This is a genomic window from Arthrobacter sp. Soil782 (assembly GCF_001428435.1).
Lineage (GTDB): Bacteria > Actinomycetota > Actinomycetes > Actinomycetales > Micrococcaceae > Arthrobacter_D > Arthrobacter_D parietis.
In genome coordinates this window covers 1,433,667-1,452,437 of record NZ_LMSO01000001.1, presented here as the reverse complement: position 1 = coordinate 1,452,437, position 18,771 = coordinate 1,433,667, and the positions used below count along the sequence as shown (strand labels likewise).

Annotated in this window: 16 protein-coding genes and 2 tRNA genes; 13 read left to right on the top strand and 5 right to left on the bottom strand. The window is 64.9% G+C overall.

What is annotated here, in order from left to right:
• The first annotated feature begins 114 nt into the window (after positions 1–114).
• On the top strand, positions 115–1,521 hold the full coding sequence (locus ASH00_RS07060; RefSeq protein ID WP_056546304.1) for a phosphomannomutase/phosphoglucomutase: 1,407 nt from the start codon (positions 115–117) through the stop codon (positions 1,519–1,521).
• Positions 1,522–1,596: 75 nt separating this feature from the next.
• On the opposite strand, the gene ASH00_RS07055 is transcribed toward ASH00_RS07060, so the two are convergent.
• A complete protein-coding gene (locus tag ASH00_RS07055; protein ID WP_056546301.1) occupies positions 1,597–3,456 on the bottom strand; it encodes a phosphoenolpyruvate carboxykinase (GTP) in 1,860 nt (619 codons plus the stop codon).
• Positions 3,457–3,747: 291 nt separating this feature from the next.
• Between ASH00_RS07055 and ASH00_RS07050 the strand changes: the two genes are divergently transcribed.
• Positions 3,748–3,823 (top strand) — tRNA-Arg (locus tag ASH00_RS07050).
• Between the two features lie 98 nt (positions 3,824–3,921).
• The gene (locus ASH00_RS07045) at positions 3,922–5,334 is read left to right on the top strand and encodes a dihydrolipoyl dehydrogenase family protein (RefSeq protein WP_056546298.1); all 1,413 of its coding nucleotides are present in this window, start codon (positions 3,922–3,924) and stop codon (positions 5,332–5,334) included.
• Here ASH00_RS07045 and ASH00_RS07040 read toward each other — a convergent pair.
• From ASH00_RS07040 to upp, 3 genes are all read right to left on the bottom strand, one after another.
• Complete coding sequence (locus ASH00_RS07040) at positions 5,331–5,855, bottom strand: SixA phosphatase family protein (protein ID WP_056546294.1); 525 nt, start codon at positions 5,853–5,855, stop codon at positions 5,331–5,333. The genes ASH00_RS07045 and ASH00_RS07040 overlap by 4 nt on opposite strands.
• Before the next feature lie 28 nt (positions 5,856–5,883).
• The gene (locus tag ASH00_RS07035) at positions 5,884–6,726 is read right to left on the bottom strand and encodes a winged helix-turn-helix domain-containing protein (protein WP_056546291.1); all 843 of its coding nucleotides are present in this window, start codon (positions 6,724–6,726) and stop codon (positions 5,884–5,886) included.
• 449 nt (positions 6,727–7,175) lie between these two features.
• A complete protein-coding gene (upp, locus tag ASH00_RS07030; RefSeq protein WP_056546288.1) occupies positions 7,176–7,811 on the bottom strand; it encodes a uracil phosphoribosyltransferase in 636 nt (211 codons plus the stop codon).
• Positions 7,812–7,833: 22 nt separating this feature from the next.
• On the opposite strand from upp, the gene tadA reads away from it, so the two are divergent.
• The 3 genes from tadA (at position 7,834) to ASH00_RS07015 (ending at position 8,991) form a co-directional block, all read left to right on the top strand.
• Positions 7,834–8,313 (top strand): tRNA adenosine(34) deaminase TadA, encoded by a 480-nt coding sequence (gene tadA, locus ASH00_RS07025; RefSeq protein WP_056546286.1) that lies wholly within the window; start codon positions 7,834–7,836, stop codon positions 8,311–8,313.
• Between the two features lie 55 nt (positions 8,314–8,368).
• A complete protein-coding gene (locus tag ASH00_RS07020) occupies positions 8,369–8,851 on the top strand; it encodes a pyridoxamine 5'-phosphate oxidase family protein (RefSeq protein ID WP_056546283.1) in 483 nt (160 codons plus the stop codon).
• 50 nt (positions 8,852–8,901) lie between these two features.
• A tRNA-Ser gene (locus ASH00_RS07015) sits at positions 8,902–8,991 on the top strand.
• Between the two features lie 73 nt (positions 8,992–9,064).
• Here ASH00_RS07015 and ASH00_RS07010 read toward each other — a convergent pair.
• Positions 9,065–9,832, bottom strand: a complete 768-nt coding sequence (locus ASH00_RS07010; protein ID WP_056546280.1) for a type 1 glutamine amidotransferase domain-containing protein — start codon at positions 9,830–9,832, stop codon at positions 9,065–9,067.
• A gap of 93 nt (positions 9,833–9,925) precedes the next feature.
• Here ASH00_RS07010 and ASH00_RS07005 point away from each other — a divergent pair, with 93 nt between their 5' ends.
• From ASH00_RS07005 to ASH00_RS06975, 7 genes are all read left to right on the top strand, one after another.
• Positions 9,926–10,333 carry an ester cyclase gene (locus tag ASH00_RS07005; protein WP_056546277.1) on the top strand — a complete coding sequence of 136 codons (408 nt, stop codon included), beginning with the start codon at positions 9,926–9,928 and terminating at the stop codon, positions 10,331–10,333.
• Positions 10,334–10,424: 91 nt separating this feature from the next.
• The gene (locus tag ASH00_RS07000) at positions 10,425–10,892 is read left to right on the top strand and encodes a 23S rRNA (pseudouridine(1915)-N(3))-methyltransferase RlmH (protein ID WP_056546274.1); all 468 of its coding nucleotides are present in this window, start codon (positions 10,425–10,427) and stop codon (positions 10,890–10,892) included.
• Positions 10,893–11,009: 117 nt separating this feature from the next.
• Positions 11,010–11,609, top strand: a complete 600-nt coding sequence (locus ASH00_RS06995) for a hypothetical protein (RefSeq protein ID WP_056546271.1) — start codon at positions 11,010–11,012, stop codon at positions 11,607–11,609.
• Between the two features lie 76 nt (positions 11,610–11,685).
• On the top strand, positions 11,686–12,408 hold the full coding sequence (locus tag ASH00_RS06990) for a YcnI family copper-binding membrane protein (protein ID WP_056546268.1): 723 nt from the start codon (positions 11,686–11,688) through the stop codon (positions 12,406–12,408).
• An 82-nt stretch (positions 12,409–12,490) separates the two neighbouring features.
• The gene (locus ASH00_RS06985) at positions 12,491–13,171 is read left to right on the top strand and encodes a DUF4232 domain-containing protein (RefSeq protein ID WP_056546267.1); all 681 of its coding nucleotides are present in this window, start codon (positions 12,491–12,493) and stop codon (positions 13,169–13,171) included.
• 72 nt (positions 13,172–13,243) lie between these two features.
• Positions 13,244–17,977, top strand: coding sequence for an ATP-dependent helicase (locus tag ASH00_RS06980; RefSeq protein ID WP_056546264.1), 4,734 nt, complete (start codon positions 13,244–13,246; stop codon positions 17,975–17,977).
• Positions 17,970–18,764 (top strand): Fpg/Nei family DNA glycosylase, encoded by a 795-nt coding sequence (locus ASH00_RS06975; RefSeq protein WP_056546262.1) that lies wholly within the window; start codon positions 17,970–17,972, stop codon positions 18,762–18,764. Before ASH00_RS06980 ends, ASH00_RS06975 begins: the two co-directional genes overlap by 8 nt.
• Positions 18,765–18,771 lie beyond the last annotated feature (7 nt).

The window sequence follows — 18,771 nt, the reverse complement described above, 5'->3', positions numbered from 1 at the left end:
TATGGCAGTTGGTACTGACGCATTCGGCGGGCTTCGGCGCAGTGTGGACAACCGTCGTCGTCCATTACTCCCCAGCCTCCGGACGGCCGAAGCCAAGCGGTTAGACTTTCCAGCGTGAACACAACCATCGATCTGTCCGCATCGTTCAAGGCCTATGACGTACGAGGGATCGTCGGTGAGACCATCACCACGGAGTCCGTCCGGGCAGTGGGCGCCGCCTTCGTTGATGTGCTGAAGCTGTCCGGGGAAACCGTCCTGGTTGGCGGCGACATGCGCCCCTCCTCGCCGGAGTTTTCCGACGCCTTCGCGGAAGGCGCTACCACCCGCGGCGCAGATGTGGTGTTCCTCGGTCTGATCTCCACTGATGAGCTCTACTACGCCAGCGGCAGGTACAACGCCGCAGGCGTCACCTTCACAGCCAGTCACAATCCCGCCCAGTACAACGGCATGAAGATGTCCCGCCCCGGCGCAGTCCCGGTGTCCTCCGAGACGGGCCTTGCGGAGATCCGGGAGCTGGCGGAGAAGTACCTTGCTGAAGGCACCATTCCGGCAGGCGAGCGGCGTGGCTCCACTTCCTCACGGGATGTACTGAAGGATTACGCCGAGTATCTGCGTTCGCTGGTGGATCTCTCGGACAGCCGCCCAATGAAGGTTGTTGTGGATGCAGGTAACGGCATGGCAGGGCTCACTACTCCGGCAGTGCTTGGGGCCGAGTATCTGGACGCTTTGCCGTTCGAGATCATTCCGCTCTACTTCGAGCTGGACGGCACCTTCCCCAACCATCCCGCCAATCCCCTCGAGCCGGAAAACCTCCGCGACCTGCAGCAGGCAGTGGTCAGTAACGGCGCGGACATCGGGCTCGCTTTCGACGGGGACGCGGACCGGTGCTTTGTCATCGATGAGCAGGGCAACCCGGTTTCGCCCAGCGCAATCACGGGCATGGTGGCGCGCAGGGAGATCCGCCGTGCGCAGGCTGCCGGCGAGCAGGAACCCGTGATCATCCACAACCTGATCACCTCACGCGCCGTGCCGGAACTAGTTCGCGCAGAGGGCGGCCGGCCGGTGCGCACGCGCGTGGGCCACTCCTTCATCAAGGCCGTCATGGCCGAGGAGGGCGCGGTCTTCGGCGGGGAACACTCGGCTCACTACTACTTCCGTGAGTTCTGGAACGCAGACACCGGAATGCTCGCGGCCATGCACGTGCTCGCCGCGCTCGGTGAACAGGGTCAGCCGCTGTCCGAGCTCGGCCGTGAATACGAGCCCTACTTCGCCTCCGGCGAGATCAACACACGGCTCGACGACGTCGCCGCCGCGACCGCGCGCGTCCGGCAGGAATTCGAGAACGACGGCGTCACGGTGGACGAGGTTGATGGCCTCACCTTTACTGCCGATGACGGCTCCTGGTGGTTCAACCTCCGGGCGTCCAATACGGAGCCGTTCCTGAGGCTCAACGCGGAAGCCGAGAAGCCTGAGACCCTTGAAAGCCTCACCACTGCGGTTCTCGAGCAGATCCGCCAGTAGAGAAGTATCTTCAAGGCAGCGCGGCCGGCTCCGCCGCTGGGCAGAACCGGCCACGCTGTTGCGTATTACCCGCCGCTAGACCGCGAAACGCTCCTTCAAACGCTGCAGTTCCCCGGAAAGCGCCGAGGGCAATGACTCCCCGAACCGCTGGTACCACTGCTCGATGCCCTCCAGCTCGGCAGCCCACTCGTCAGCATCCACCCGGACCGCCTGCTCAACGTCAGCGGCGGTGAGGTCCAGGCCGGTGAGATCGATCGCGTCCGGCGCCGGCACGTACCCGATCGGGGTCTCAACGGCATCGGCCTGGCCCTCGAGCCGTTCGATGATCCACTTGAGCACCCGTGAGTTGTCACCGAAGCCCGGCCACGCAAAGCCGCCGTCCGCCGTGCGGCGGAACCAGTTCACGAGGAAGATCTTCGGCAATCGCGTCTGGTCTGCCTGGCCGCTGACTTTCAGCCAGTGGCTGAGGTAATCACCGGCGTCGTAACCAATGAAGGGCAGCATCGCCATTGGATCGCGGCGCACCCTGCCAACCGCTCCGGCAGCGGCGGCCGTGGTCTCCGAGGACAGGGTGGAGCCCATGAAGATGCCGTTGGTCCAGTCGCGTGACTGCGTCACGAGGGGGACGGTGGTCTTTCGCCGACCTCCGAAGAGAATCGCCGACAGTTCAACGCCCTCAGGGTCGTTGAATTCTTCGGCAAGCATGTCGATCTGGTCGATCGGCGTGCAGAATCGGGCATTGGGATGGGCAGCCGGGTTGTCCGAGGAGGGCGTCCAGTCGTTGCCCTGCCAGTCCATCAGGTGTGCAGGCACGTCCTCGGTCATGCCCTCCCACCAGACACCGCCGTCGTCAGTCAATGCAACATTGGTGAACACGGAATTGCCCTTGGCGATGGCACGCATGGCGTTGGGATTCGTGTCCCAACCGGTGCCCGGCGCCACGCCGAACAGGCCAGTCTCCGGATTCACGGCACGCAGTTCTCCCTCTTTCCCGAAACGCATCCACGTGATGTCATCTCCGAGCGTCTCGACTTTCCAGCCCTCAATGGTCGGGTCGAGCAGGGCGAGGTTCGTCTTGCCACAAGCGGACGGGAAGGCTGCGGAAACGTAGTACGTCTTGTTCTCCGGAGAAGTGAGCTTCAGGATGAGCATGTGCTCAGCGAGCCAGCCCTCGTCCCGGGCCATCACCGAAGCAATGCGCAGGGCATAGCACTTCTTGCCGAGCAAAGCGTTTCCACCGTAACCGGATCCGAAGGACCAGATTGAGCGCTCCTCCGGGAAGTGCACAATCCACTTTTCCTCGTTGCACGGCCACGCGACGTCCTGCTGCCCGGATTCCAGCGGCGCACCTACGGAATGAAGGGCCGGGACAAACTCGGCATTGAGTTCGGTCAGCCGGTCCAAGACGTCGGCACCGATGGTCGCCATGATGCGCATGGAGGTCACTACATAGGCGCTGTCCGTGATCTCGACGCCGAACTTCGGGCTCTGCGCATCGAGGTGGCCCATGACGAAGGGGATTACATACATGGTCCTGCCGCGCATGGAGCCGGCGAACAGGCCGCGCAGCTTCTCCTTCATCTTGTCCGGGTCCATCCAGTTGTTGGTGAATCCGGCGTCCCGCTCGTTTTGCGAGCAGATGAAGGTCTGCTCCTCGACCCGGGCAACATCGGCCGGGTCGGAGAACGCTGCGAAAGAGTTGGGGAAGAGCTCGGGATTGAGGCGCTTGAAGGTGCCTGCGGAGACCAGCTCATCGCTGAGCTGTGCGTTCTCCTCAGCGGATCCGTTGACCCAATACACCCGGTTCGGCTGCGTCAGCGCGGCAGTCTCCTCGACCCAGGCCAGCAGTTCCTGGTGAGTTGTAGGTGCAGCCATTACTGCATCGTGCTCAGTCGCTCGGTCAGCAAGCAACGGCTGCCGCACAGAATCGCCCATGTCTCGTCCCTTCGTTGGGTGGGTGGTGTGTATTGATGCTAGGGGCGGTATCGGCGCGGATTTCCGCCGTCGGAGGCGTACTGTTGGCCCTGCGAACGCGGCGATCCGCACAAGTACGCGGTTTCACCTAACTCCTCACCCTGCTTAGTGTGATAAACGTCACGTAGACCGGTCTAACCTACTCCACGGTAGTAATCGAACACTTTCGCCAATTAGCATTAGGTTCCGAATGGCTGTAAAGTTATCTACGGCCAAACGGCCATGGAAAAGTCATTCACAACGGCTTTGACTGCGTGCGTAGCTCAACGGATAGAGCATCTGACTACGGATCAGAAGGTTGGGGGTTCGAATCCCTTCGCGCGCACCACTAAACAAACCGCTCCGGGCAACCGGGGCGGTTTTGGTTTAACCTCTCCCGTTCCCCGGAGCTTGCCCCACCGCATCTCCGGTGCCAAGCTCAGGACCATGAGTGCTGAGCAGACCACCGACGTCATTGTTATCGGAGCCGGCGCGGTGGGCGAGAATGCTGCCGCCCGTGTGATTCAGGGAGGGCTCTCCGCCACCCTCGTCGAGTCGGAACTGGTGGGCGGCGAGTGTTCCTACTGGGCCTGCATGCCGTCGAAGGCACTGCTGCGGCCGGGTTCCGCCCTGCACTCCGCGCGCGCGGTCGCAGGCTCACGTGAGGCAGTCACCGGCACACTTGATGCCCAGCAGGTACTGGCCCGCCGCGACGAATTCACCTCGCACTGGGATGATTCCTCGCAGGTCGAATGGGTGAAGAAGACGGGGATCACACTGATCCGCGGCCGCGCCCGCCTCACCGGCGAGCGTCGGATCGAGGTGACCAGCGACGACGGCGCCACCACCCTGGTTGCGCGCCACGCCGTCGTTCTCGCTACCGGATCCACACCGACCATTCCTCCCATCGACGGTCTCGACGCCCTCAACTTCTGGGGCACGCGGGAAGCAACGTCCGCCAAGGAAGTGCCGGAATCGCTCACAGTGCTGGGCGGCGGAGTTGCAGGTGCAGAACTGGCGCAGGCCTACGCCCGGCTTGGTTCAGCGGTCACCCTGATCGCCCGGAGTGGGCTGCTGGGCAGCTACCCGGAACCCGCGGCGTGGCTGGTGCAGCAGGGCCTGAAGCACGACGGCGTCACCCTCCACCTGAACACCGGTACGGAATCAGTTGCGTACGACGCCGGCCGCTTCCGTGTGAGCCTCGCCGGCGGAACCGTCGTGGAGTCAGAAAAACTGCTCGTCTCCACCGGGCGCCATCCTGCCCTGACAGGGCTGGGTCTCGAGGAACTTGGGCTCGGACCACGGCGGCTGGACACTGATGACTCCGGCCAGGTCAACGGCCATCCCTGGCTCTACGCAGTGGGCGACGCCGCCGGGAAAGTGCTCCTCACCCATCAGGGCAAATACGAGGCCCGGATGACCGGGGATGCGATCGTTGCCCGCGCGAAGGGCGAGCTGCAGGGGCCGCCGGAAAGGTGGGGGCCGTTTGCAGCCACCGCGGATTCGTACGCCGTCCCTCAGGTTGTCTTCACCGATCCGGAAATCGCCATGGCGGGCCGGACACTCGAGACAGCACGCAAGGACGGGCTGAACGTCAGCGAGACGTCATTGGAGCTGTCGGTTGCCGGATCTTCCCTCCACGCCGACGGCTATGCGGGCTGGGCGCAGATGGTGGTGGACGAGGAACGGAAGGTTCTGGTGGGCGTGACCTTCGCCGGGCCGGATGTCGCCGAGCTCCTGCACGCTGCGACCATCGCCATTGCCGGTGAGGTTCCGTTGCACCGCCTCTGGCACGCCGTGCCCGCGTACCCAACGATCAGCGAAGTGTGGCTCCGGCTGCTTGAGAAGTACGGGCTTTAAGCGCGGCGGACCACGAAGTTGCTCACCTCGGCGTCACGCCCGTCCAGTTCCCCCCACTGCGAGGCATGACTGAGGACGGTGAGTCCCGCCGTCGGATAGTGGCTGGCAAGGTCAACCACAGCGTCCTCATCGGAGTCCACAGACGCGAGCCGCATGGCGAGGTTCTGGATGCCGGGCAGGTGCCCGATCACCAGGACGCTTGTTGCGGTGTCCGGCACCTGGTTGATCACCGCGAGTATCTCCGTGGCCGTTGCCGCATACAGTTTCGGCTCGAGCCGGGGAGTCGGAGCCTTCTCCCCCAGCTCCTGGCACACCCAGATGCAGGTCTGGCGCGCGCGTAGTGCGCTGGACGTCAGAATGAGGTCCGGCAGGGCGTCGTGCTCCACCATCCACCGCCCAATCAGTGGCGCGTCCCGGTGTCCCCGTCCGCTCAGGGGCCGCTCATGGTCCGGCACATCCGAATGCCAGTCCGACTTCGCGTGCCGCAGGAGCATCAGGCGCTTCAGATGGTGGGAGGACATTCCCTCACCCTACTTGGAAAGCGGCACCTTAGATGGAGTACTCCGGAGCAGCCCACACCACAACTTCAGGGTGCTCATAGAAGCGGTAACCCTGCCCGCGAACCGTGCGCACCGTGTTGGCCAGACGGCCAAGCTTCGAGCGCAGGCGGCGGATGTGCACGTCAATGGTGCGCTCATTCGGAACCTCATCGGCATTGCGCCACAACCCGCTGAGCAGTTCCTCGCGGCCAACTGTCCGCGAGGCATTCTCGACCAGGTAGTTAAGGAGTTCGAACTCCTTGAAGGTCAGGTTCAGAATGTCACCGTCGAGGTGCACCTCGCGCCGGGACAGGTCAATCAGCACTCCGGTGGGACGTGGAGCCGGAGGAGGTGTGGGCTGCTGTTCGGTGCGCTGACGGCGGTTCACCGTAGGGTCACCCAGCGCCTGCCGGACAACATCAATATCGGTGCCGACGGCGTCTGCCGGAGCAAGCGCGACGGCGGCGTGGCTCTGTGCGCCGGGGACGAGTGTGCGGACGTAGGCCCGCACGTCCTGTGCCAGCTTGCTCAGCGTGGTGTCATTCTCGGCAGCGGTGTCCTCGTCCAGTGCAACGTAGAGAACGAATCCACGGGCGGTGGTGTCTGCCGTTACGGCCTGCGGTCCGGGAATCCCGTTGGGAGTGACCACCGGGACCGGCGCAGTGATGGGGTTGGCAGAGTCAGCAGGTGTAGGCACAGGCTTCAACTGTCCGTAGGCCGGCGCATACGAGGGTGCGGCCGGTTGGCTGTAGGTCGGAAACCCCGGGCGCTGCCCGTAAGTCTGGCGCTGAATACTCGCGCGGTTTTGTGCGTTGCGGAGGGAAATGTGGACGTATCCGGAAGAAACGGTCATGTTCAAACAACCTCATGGTGAATCGCCGTCATCACGGCTCGAATGCAGGGGTGTGCCCGGTCGAGATGGAGCTTCTGTGGAGCCCGCCGTTGGGCTAGGGAATGCGTAAGAGGGTGGGGTAAACCGTTACGCGCACATTCGACAGCAGCGAGATTCCTGCGCGGACATGATGCCCGGGGAATAAGCTGCGGCTGCAGATGCTGCTGAGTTGGTGTTCACAATCCGAATTATTACACGTAACAATCAGCTACGCACAAGTAACAATGGTAGGGCGTCCGCATGGTGGACGCTTCGAGTGAAGACAAAATGTCAAACCATCAGCCTCGTTGCGTGGCGTTTGAAGACGAAAAGGTGGCGAGCGCATCTCAGAGCGGGATATTGTCCAGAGAACCTCTGGATGTCCGGAAGTGCTCAAGGGTGAGCGCCCGGATAGTGGACGATCGAGCCAGCTAGCCGACGACGCCGTAGAGGCGGTCGCCTGCGTCACCGAGGCCAGGCACGATGTAGGCGTTTTCATTCAGTTTCTCGTCGATGGAGGCGAGGACGATGGTGACGTTTTTGCCCTCCAGTTCCTGCTTGAGGACCTCGAGTCCCTCGGGCGCGGCAAGGAGGCAGATGCAGGTGACATCAGCTGCACCGCGGCGGAACAGAAACTTGATGGCCTCACGGAGGGTTCCTCCCGTAGCCAGCATGGGATCGAGCACGAACACCTGCCGGCCCGTGAGGTCATCAGGGAGCCGTTCAGCGTAAGTGATGGCCTCGAGGGTCTCCTCATTCCGTGCCATCCCCAAAAAACCGACTTCCGCGGTGGGCACGAGGCGGGTCATTCCCTCTAGCATGCCCAGACCTGCGCGGAGAATGGGAACGACGAGGGGCGTCGGCTTGACCAGGCCGGTTCCGACCGTTGTGGTGACAGGAGTCTCGATCTGCACCGGCTCAACGCGCACATCCCGGGTGGCCTCATACGCGAGCAGTGTCACCAGTTCCTCCGTGAGTAACCGGAAGACCGGAGACGGAGTGTTCTTGTCCCTCAGGACCGTCAATTTATGGGACACCAGGGGATGGTCCACTACCAGAACGCGCATTGCTCAAAAGTATCATTGGCACATGTCCAGCCACCGCGCCCCCGCAAAGCGGGACCATGCCGCGTGGATGCAGCTGGCGCTGGCCGCCGCCCGGCACGCGGGTGAGACGGCGGACGTGCCGATTGGCGCCGTCGTCGTCGGTCCTGATGGAACAGTGCTGGGCACCGGCTGGAATGAGCGTGAGGCAACCGGCGATCCCACCGCCCACGCGGAAGTACTGGCCATCCGGCGGGCGGCTGCCGTGCTGGGCGCCTGGCGGCTGGCAGACTGCACGCTGGTGGTAACGCTCGAGCCGTGTTCGATGTGCGCGGGCGCAAGCGTGCTTGCGCGGATTCCCCGCGTGGTCTTCGGCGCCTGGGATGAGAAGGCGGGTGCTGCCGGGTCAGTGTTTGATGTGCTGCGTGAACGCCGGCTGAACCACTGGACCGAAGTTTTCCCCGGGGTCCGCGAGGACGAGTGCGCAGCCCTGTTGAAGGAGTTCTTCGCCGCCCGGAGGGGATGACGTAGGGTGATTGCTAAGTGTACTTACCAATCGCGCACCGAGATAAGGAGCAGGAATGAATTCTCAACAGGACGGCATGAAGGAACTCAGGAAGATTGTGAAGGACGCTGATATCGCGATCCTCACCACTGTGAACGCCCAGGGCCAGCTTGTGAGCCGGCCGCTCGCGGTGCAGGAGGCAGAGTTCGACGGCGACCTGTGGTTCTTCACGGAGGACCCCTCCCCGAAGGCGGATGAAATCCGCGCCAACCCACAGGTGAACGTGTCCATCAGCAGCGGCAAGGGCTATCTGTCCGTAGCGGGGACGGCCACGCTGACGAAGGACCGCGCCAAGATTGATGAGCTGTGGAGTTCTTCGGTCGAGCCGTGGTTCGACGGCAAGGATGATCCGTCCGTTGCCCTGATCAAGGTGGACGCCGACACCGCCGAATACTGGTCGCTTGATACACCACGAGTGGTTGCGGCTTTCGAGATTGCCAAGGGGATGGTTACCGGCGAGCGCCCTGATTCGGGGAAGAACGACGTCGTCGACCTCTAGCGTCCGCCGTTTTGGGCACAGAGTCACTCAGCCGGTAAAGTGTTGGCGTTGGTGACGTGTCCGAGCGGCCGAAGGTGCAACACTCGAAATGTTGTTTGGTGTAAAAGCCAACGTGGGTTCAAATCCCACCGTCACCGCCAACTGAAAACCCCTGCTTCCCTTCTGTGCAACGGGAGGCAGGGGTTTCGTTTTACCCAAAAGCGGGCATCTGCGTTAGTGCTCGGTGTCCGCAGCAGCAGTCTTCCTGGCGTCCTTCTCGGCGCGCAGGGCCTCCGCGTCATGCTGCTCCTCGGCCTTCTCCTGGTGGATGACCTCGGCCAGCAGCTTCTCCATCTCCTTGGCCACTCCGGCGGCTGAGGCCGGGTTCTGGCCGGTCACCAAACGGTCGTCGACGATGACCTTCTCAGCGAAGACCTCCGCGGAGACGTGGGTGGCGCCCTGTTCCTCAAGTCGATCCGCCAGGAAGAACGGGATGACTTTGTCCTTCCCTGCTGCGACCTCCTCGTCGTTGGTGAAGGCGGCCACCTCCCGGCCCTCGACGAGGCGGAACCCGTTCTCCAGTTCCACGTTCAGCAGGCCGGCCGGTCCATGGCAGACCGCGCCAACCACGCCGCCGGAGTTGTAGATGCTGGCCACCAGGTTCTGCAAGCCTTCGCTGTCCGGGAAGTCCCACATGGTGCCGTGGCCGCCCACGAGGTAGACGGCGTCGTACTGGTCGGGATCAACGACGTCGACACGGGCAGTGTTATAGAGCCCGGCACGCGTGACCTCGTCCTCGGTGAAGGCGACCTGAATGGGATCATCCGTGTCCACCTCGTCGCGCGGGGGCTGGCCGCCCTTGATGGACGCAAAGTCGACAAAGTGCCCGGAATCCTTGAAGACTTTCCAGGGATGTGCAGCCTCCGCGACGTTGTAGCCGGTCTCCTCTCCCGTGTCGCTGATCTCGGAAACGCTGGTCAGTACCATGAGAATTTTCTTCATGAAGTGCTCCTTTTCGTCCAACCGGTTGCGCCAGGAAACCTTTACGGCAATGGTGGGTACTAAGACTACTGACAATCCAAGGAGGACTCATCCATGTCCAGCGATATCAATCTCAAGGCACAGGAAAAGCTCGGCTCCATCATCGCTGCCCGGGAGGTGGACCGGCTGGATGAAGTGTTTGCGCAGGACGTCGTTGACCATGACCCCGCGCCGGACGCCGCTCCGGGTGTCCGCGGCATTATCGACTTCTGGGTTGACTTCCTGAACGCCTTCCCGGACCTCGAGCTTAATCCTGAAGTGTTGATGGCAGACGAAGACAAGGTCACCGTAGTACTGACTCTCGCTGGGACACACCAGGGTCCTTTTCAGGGTATTGAACCGACCGGACGCAGCATCCGCATCCGCGGAATCCAGGTGGCCCGCTTCGAGAACGGGTTGATCGTGGAACGCTGGGGCTGCTCCGACGAGGCAGGTATCCTCAAGCAGCTCGGCGTTGCATAGGTCGCATCTGAGTACATCGGGGCAGCAGCCATCATGCCCTGTGCGGCACTATGGCTGCTGACTCGCTTCGCGTCGGCATTAGCGTTGGACCATGGCATTACGCGCGCTGGCCGTCGGCCGGAAACACGAACCCTGGGTCGCCGAAGGCATTGCCCGCTACGAGAAGCGGCTGAAGAAGCCCTTTGACCTGTCCTGGCAACTCCTCCCGCATTCTGCCCGCGAAGGCGACGCAGCCCGTGACGAGGAGTCGGCACGCCTCCTCGAACGGCTGGGCGGGAAGAACGCCACCGACTACGTCTTCCTGCTCGATGAGCGGGGCAAAGCCGTGGACTCCCCCACACTCGCTGCCCGCCTCCAGCAGCCCCTCGACAACTCCCGCAACGTCACGCTGATCATCGGCGGAGCGTACGGCGTCAATCCTGAAGTGCACCGGCGCGCCGACTTCGTCTGGTCCCTCTCACCGCTCGTCTTCCCGCACCAACTGGTCCGGCTCATCCTGGCTGAGCAGCTCTACCGGTCCCAGGAAATTGCAGGGCGCCGACCGTACCATCACGAGTAGCCGCCCTGCCCACCACGAGCGGTAGGACCGAGCCAAAGCGTCAGCGGCAGCGAATAGAGTAGGAAGAACCTACTACTTCTACAGGAAGTAGAACGGCATCGCGGAAGGAGGAGACTGATGGCCAGCACGCACGCGCGCCTCGTACGCGCGATTGCCACCGCCGTCGTTATCTTCTTTCTTGCCGCAGGCGCTCACCTTGCCGGTGGAGCGGCGCTTCCCAGCCCGCTAATCCTCGGCACGCTTGCGGTCACCACGCTGCTCGCGGTGACCATCCTTTCGCGGAAGAAATTGCCACTTCCCGCCGTACTCGGCATCCTCGGCGCCGGTCAGCTAATGCTTCACCAGGCGTTCACAACGCTTACGACGACGGCGGCCTGCGTCCCTGCCTCCAGCGTGCACTTCGGTCCGCAACAGGTTCACTGCGCACCCGCCGGCGGCATGGAACACGCGCATGCCTTCTCCATGTTCGACAGCCCGCTCATGCTGGCGACGCACGCCGGCGCTGTCATCGTCACCTCGCTGATGCTCTATCACGGGGAAGCGGCACTGGAACTGGCAGTGCAATGGCTGCGGCCGCTTGCCGCACTGCCACGGCTGGTGACTTTCCCGCCGCTGGCCGATCTCCCGGTCATTCCCGCAGCTCCCGTCCACGACTACCTCCAGCCGCTGCTCACCATGAGGCCGCTGCGTGGCCCACCCCTGTCCACCTCTCACTAGCCAACACCGGCGCCGTACCAGCGCCCTTTCCACACTTCAGCTTGTCCCTGAACAAGCACCTTCGAGAGGTAACACCATGAAAACTTCAATTCGCCGTACCCTGACCGCAGCCGCCGCAACCACCGGCCTTATGGGCCTCGGACTAGCCGGCGCCGCAGCGCACGTCACCATCACCCCTGACACCACGGCGGCGGGCGCCCATGCCCTGCTCACTGTGTCGTTCTCGCATGACTGCGAGGGTTCGCCCACCAACAAGCTCACCATCTCCCTGCCGGAGCCCCTGGTGGATGCCAAGCCGGAAATCGTTCCCGGGTGGACGGTGGAGAAGGTAACCGAGACGCTCGATGAGCCGCTGACACTGGATAACGGAAGCAGCGTGACCGAGCGCGTCGGGCAGATCGTATACACAGCCGAGACCCCTGTGCAGGACGGCTACCTGCAGCAGTTCGACATATCGGTTCAGCTGCCGGAGCGCGAGGGTGAAACGCTTGCGTTCCCCGTCCTGCAGAGCTGTGTGGAGGGAGAGACCGACTGGGCGGAAATCCCCGCTGAGGGCGAGGATCCGCACAGCCTCGAGGCACCCGCACCCACCATCACGCTGACCGGAGCCGAGGAGCGCGGCCACGCTGAGGAAGCGGCAACGGAAACCACCGCCGAAGAAGCTGATCTGGAAAGCGCCTCCGCCAGCAATGACTCCTCCGGCGCCTCCACCGTTGGCTACGTAGGACTTGGAGCCGGCTTGCTCGGGCTGATCGCCGGCGTCACCGCCCTTCTGCGCACGCGCAACGCCAAGGCGTAACGGCCTAACGTTCCCTGCCTCAATCGGCCACGCGCCGTCGCGGCTGTTTGACGCAGGGAACGTTCCCCACAAGGGTGGGTTCATGACCACCCGCGTACCCGCTTCCCGTCTGCTCGCCGCCACCGTCGCACTTGGAACGCTCGCCCTGACGGGTTGCGCCTCCGGCGAGCCGGCCGAAGAGGCCGGTCCGGCGTCGTCGGCCAGCGCGGAGCCGCCGACGGCAGAGGCTGAGCCGACGCCTTCGCAATCGACCTCTGGATCCTCCGCAGAGCCCTCCGAGAGCAGCGAACCCACGCCATCCGCCACCGCGGATGAGAGTCCGACGGCGTCGCCTGCGGACGGCGTCTGCACCGCCGACATGCTCGGCGCGGTCCTCGAAACCGAAATGGGCGGCGGCGCAGCGGGCAGCGTCTACCGGCAGATCATCTTCACGAATACGGCCGGTGAGGAGTGCGAGATCACGGGATACCCTGGGGTGTCCTATGTGGACGCCGCCGGCAACCAGGTGGGCGCTCCCGCAGACCGCGAGCCTGCGGAATCCGCCGAGGTGATCCTGGCTCCGGGCGAATCCGCGGTTGCACCCGTGAAGCAGACAAACGCACAGAACTACGGTGCTGACTGCGAGCTGACGGACGTTGCAGGCCTGCGTGTGTACCCGCCGAATGACACCGAGTCGCTGATCGTCGACCAGACGGGCACCGCGTGCGCGGCCGAAGACATCGTGCTCATGACGGTAGCTCCCACGAAACCGCTGTCACCCTGACAGCAAACTCTCGGCACCGCGTGCTCCCACCGCAGCTGACAGAATGTCGGAGGGGTAGGAGATGATGAATCGATGACATCGGTGCTTGAGAAATTCACGCCCGCCACACGCCAGTGGTTCGAGGGCGCCTTCTCCGCACCCACCCCTGCCCAGGAGGGCGCGTGGAACGCCGTCTCGGCGGGCTCGCACGCGCTGGTCGTCGCTCCAACCGGATCGGGGAAAACCCTCGCCGCGTTCCTCTGGGCGCTGGACAGTTTCATTGCGCGTCCCGTTGAGGGCAAGCGGTCCACGCGCGTGCTGTATATCTCCCCATTGAAAGCACTCGGCGTCGATGTTGAGCGCAACCTGCGCGCTCCGCTCATCGGTATCACCCAGACCGCCAAGCGACTGGACCTGCCGGCACCGTCCGTCTCCGTGGGCGTGCGCTCCGGGGACACGCCTCAAGCTGAGCGCCGCGCCCTGCTCACCCGGCCGCCGGACATCCTCATCACCACGCCGGAGTCACTCTTCCTCATGCTCACCTCCCGGGCGAGGGAAACCCTGATGGACCTGGACACCGTCATCATCGACGAGGTCCATGCCGTGGCCGGAACCAAGCGGGGCGCGCACCTTGCAGTTTCCCTGGCGCGGCTCGATGCGATGCTTGAGAAGCCGGTCCAGCGGATTGGACTTTCAGCGACTGTGGAGCCGAAGGAGACGGTGGCCCGCTTCCTCGCGGGCAACGCTCCGGTGGAGATCGTGGCTCCGCCCTCGAAGAAGTCGTGGGATCTCACGGTCACCGTGCCTGTGGAAGACATGACCGAGCTGGGCGGCGCACCCACCACCGACGACGACGACGGCGGCCCCACTGCCTCGCCGAGCATCTGGCCTCATGTGGAGGAGAAGATCGTCGACCTGATCCAGACCAAGCGGTCAACGATCGTCTTCGCCAACTCCCGCCGGCTGGCCGAGCGGCTCACCGCCCGGCTGAACGAGATTCATGCTGAGCGGCTGGAAGCCGCGTCCTTCTGGGATCCACCCGCGAACGCGCCCTCGGTTGCGCCTGCGGATTCTCTTCAGAATCCCCAGGCGGATCCTGCGGTGGACCCGCAAGCAGGCGGGAAAACCGAACCGAAGCGCACGCCCGCCGAACTGATGGCTCAGGCAGGGCAGACCGAGGGCGCCGAGCCGTTGCTCGCCCGCGCCCACCACGGCTCTGTATCGAAAGACCAGCGCGCGCTCATTGAGGATGACCTGAAGTCCGGCCGGCTGCGGTGTGTTGTGGCGACGTCGTCCTTGGAACTGGGCATCGACATGGGCGCAGTTGACCTCGTGATCCAGGTCGAGTCCCCGCACTCCGTGGCCAGCGGCCTCCAGCGCGTGGGCCGGGCCGGGCACCAGGTGGGCGAGGTCTCCGAGGGCGTGCTGTTTCCCAAGCACCGCGGAGACCTCGTGAACACCGCCGTCACCGTCGAACGGATGCTGGCCGGTCAGATCGAACCGCTCTACATTCCCACCAACCCGCTGGATATCCTTGCCCAGCAGACCGTCGCGGCCACCGCCCTCGAGACCATTGATGTGGAGGAATGGTTCGATGTGGTCCGCGCATCCGCGCCCTTCGCCACGCTTCCCCGCTCCGCCTTTGAGGCGACGCTCGATCTCCTGGCCGGCCGGTACCCGTCGGATGAATTCGCCGAGTTGCGGCCGCGCATCGTCTGGGACCGGGTGGAAGGGACCATCACCGGCAGGCCCGGCGCCCAGCGCCTGGCTGTCACCTCCGGCGGCACCATCCCGGACCGTGGGCTGTTCGGCGTCTACCTCGTGGGGTCCGAGGACGCCGGATCAAACCGCGGCGGGCGTCGGGTCGGTGAGCTGGACGAGGAGATGGTCTACGAATCGCGCGTCGGTGATGTCTTCGCGCTCGGTGCAACCAGTTGGCGCATCGAGGACATCACCCACGACCGCGTGCTGGTTTCTCCCGCGTTCGGGCAGCCGGGCAAGCTTCCCTTCTGGAAGGGCGATTCGCTGGGCAGGCCGGTGGAACTGGGCCGGGCACTCGGCAAGTTCGTCCGCGAACTTTCGAATGCATCGGAGGACGACGCCGCTGCCCGGTGCCGTGCGAGCGGCCTGGACGAGTGGGCGGCCGGCAACCTGCTCGCCTACCTCCGTGAGCAGCAGCAGTCCACCGAAGTGGTTCCGAGTGACCGCACGCTCGTGGTTGAGCGCTTCCACGATGAGCTCGGTGACTGGCGGGTAGTCCTCCACAGCCCGTTCGGCATGCCCGTGCATGCGCCGTGGGCGCTCGCGGTGGGTGCCCGCCTTGAGCAGCGGTACGGGATGGACGGCTCAGCCATGGCGTCCGACGACGGCATTGTGCTGCGAGTGCCGCTCATGGAAGACGAGCCTCCCGGCGCCGACCTGTTCCTCTTCGATGCGGAGGAACTGGACGGCATTGTCACGGCGCAGGTAGGCGGGTCCGCGCTCTTCGCATCCCGGTTCCGTGAGTGCGCGGCGCGGGCGCTGCTGCTGCCCCGGAATAACCCGTCCAAGCGCAGCCCGCTATGGCAGCAGCGTCAGCGCTCCGCCCAACTGCTGGACGTGGCACGCAAGTTCCCCACCTTCCCGATCATCCTCGAGACAGTCCGCGAGTGCCTCCAGGACGTTTATGATCTTCCGGCGCTCAAGGACATCGCCGCGCAGATCGACCGCCGTGAACTCCGGATTGTCGAGACCACCACCTCCCAACCGTCGCCGTTCGCGCGCACCATGCTGTTCGGGTACGTTGCGTCCTTCCTCTACGAGGGCGACTCACCGCTCGCCGAGCGCCGCGCCGCAGCGCTCTCGCTCGACCCCACGCTCCTCAACGAACTGCTCGGCCGGGCGGAACTACGTGAACTCCTCGACGCCGGCGTCATCGCTGACACCGAGCAGGAACTTCAGCGCCTCGCCCCCGACCGGAAAGCACGCGGCCTCGAGGGCGTCGCGGACCTCCTGCGCCTGCTTGGCCCCCTGACCCCCGCCGAAATCGCCGAACGGTCCGAGGAACCCGGGGAAGCCGCCACGTCCGCGGACGCGCTGGTCAAGACCAACCGGGCACTGCGCGTCAACGTTGCCGGCGAAGAACGCATTGCTGCCATCGAGGACGCCGCGCGGTTGCGTGATGCCCTCGGAGTGCCGCTGCCCATGGGTGTCCCGCTGGCGTTCATCGAACCGGTCCCGGACCCGCTGGGCGACCTCGTCGGCCGCTACGCCCGCACGCATGGTCCCTTCACGGCAGCGGAAGCCGCCGCGCGGCTGGGACTGGGTGTCGCCGTCGTCGTCACCGCCCTGCAGCGGCTGGTCGCGGATGGCCGCGTGGTGGAGGGCGAGTTCCGCCCCACGGCTTCAGCCCCGGGCCATGAGGCTGCCTCGAGCGAGTGGTGCGATGCCGAGGTGCTTCGCCGGCTCCGCCGCCGGTCGCTGGCTGCCCTGCGCCACGAAGTCGAGCCGGTGGACCCTGCCGCCTACGGCCGGTTCCTGCCCGCGTGGCAGCACGTCGGTTCCGGACTGCGCGGTCTCGACGGCGTGGCCACGGTGATCGACCAGCTCTCGGGAGTGCCGATTCCGGCGTCGGCGTGGGAGCCGCTGATCCTGCGCACGCGAGTCTCCAACTACAGCGCGGCGATGCTGGACGAGCTGGCGGCGACGGGTGAAGTGGTCTGGTCCGGTGCCGGGTCGCTGCCCGGGAACGACGGCTGGATCTCCCTTCACCTCGCGGAGAACGCGCCGCTTACCCTGCGGCCGGACCCGGAGTTTGAGCCCAGCCCGTTGCAGCAGGGACTCCTTGACCTGCTTTCCGGCGGCGGCGCCTACTTCTTCCGGCAGCTTGTTCAGGGCCTGACCAACGGGAACCATTCCGCCGACGCCGCGGTGACCGCCGCACTGTGGGACCTGGTCTGGGCCGGGCGGATCGGCAATGACACGTTCACTCCGGTACGTTCCCTGCTGGCCGGCGGAAAAACCGCGCACAAGCAGCGCACGCCCACTCCACGAGCGCGGACCGCGCGGATGGGACGGCTCGGCAGGGCGCCGTCCCTGACCGGCGGCAGCCTGCGGACGGGCGCATTGTCAACCGGAAACGACAGCGGGACCGGCTACCAGCGCAGCACTCCTCCACAGGTTGCCGGGCGGTGGTCGCTGCTGCCCGGCATCGAAGGTGACACCACCATCCGGGCACACGCTACCGCGGAACTGCTCATGGACCGCTACGGCGTGCTCACCCGCGGTTCCGTTGTGAGTGAGGGTATTCCGGGCGGATTCGGTCTCATGTACAAAATGCTGTCGCGCCTGGAGGAAATGGGGCGGTGCCGCCGCGGCTACTTCATCGAGCATCTCGGCGCCGCGCAGTTCGCGGTGCCGGCCACGGTGGACCGGCTGCGCTCCTTCAGCGCTGACGCACGCCCGGATGCCGCCCTCGCGAAGAAGCCCACCGCCGTCGCGCTTGCTGCTACAGATCCGGCGAACCCCTTCGGAGCGGCGCTCGGCTGGCCACAGCACGACGGCGGACACCGGCCCGGCCGCAAAGCCGGCGCCCTGGTGGTGCTGGTCGACGGGCAGCTTGCGCTCTATGTTGAGCGCGGCGGTAAAACCATGCTGACCTACACCGCAGAAACCGAACCCCTCACCGCCGCAGCGGAGGCGCTTGTTGCCGCAATCCGGCACGGGGCAGCGGACAAGATGGCCGTCGAGAAAATCAACGGCGAATCCGTCCTCGACTCCGCAGCCGGACGAGCCCTTGCCGATGCCGGCTTCTACAGCACACCCCGGGGGCTGAGAATCCGTGCCTGAGGGAGATACTGTCTGGCGCGCTGCCCGCGACCTCGACCGCGCCCTCCACGGCAAGGAGCTCACCCGCTGCGACATCCGCGTGCCGAAATTCGCGACGGTGGATTTCACCGGCCGGACGGTGCGCGACGTCGTCGCCCGCGGCAAGCATCTGCTCATCCGTGTGGAGGAAGAGTGGAGCATCCACTCCCACCTGAAGATGGAGGGCCTCTGGCACGTCTATCCCAAAGGCGGGAAGTGGCGCCGCCCAGCGTTCAAGGCGCGCTGCATCCTGGAAACGGACACCTCCACAATCGTGGGTTTCGAACTCGGATTCCTCCGCATCATCCCGCAGGTACAGGAGGACGACGCCGTCGGCTACCTCGGACCCGACCTGCTCGGGCCCGACTGGAACGCCGAGGAAGCGCTGCGCCGACTGCGCGCGGACCCGGCTCGCCCCGTGGGCCTGGCGTTGCTTGACCAGCGGAACCTCGCCGGCATCGGTAACGTTTACCGATGCGAGTTGTGTTTCCTCGCTGGGGAGCATCCACTCACCCCGGTGGGCGAAGTCAAAAACCTTCCGCGGATGGTGGAACTCGCGCACCGGCTGCTCGAGGTGAACAAAGGCAGGTCAACGCGCGTCACCACCGGGTCCATGCTGCGTGACCCGCTGTGGGTGTACGGGCGAACGGACCGGGGCTGCCTGCGTTGCGGAACCCGCGTTGTGCGCAGCGAGCTCGGCGACAACGAGTTGGAGCAGCGGGTGCTGTATCACTGCCCGCGCTGCCAGCCCGCGCGGGATACGGCGTGAGCATCAT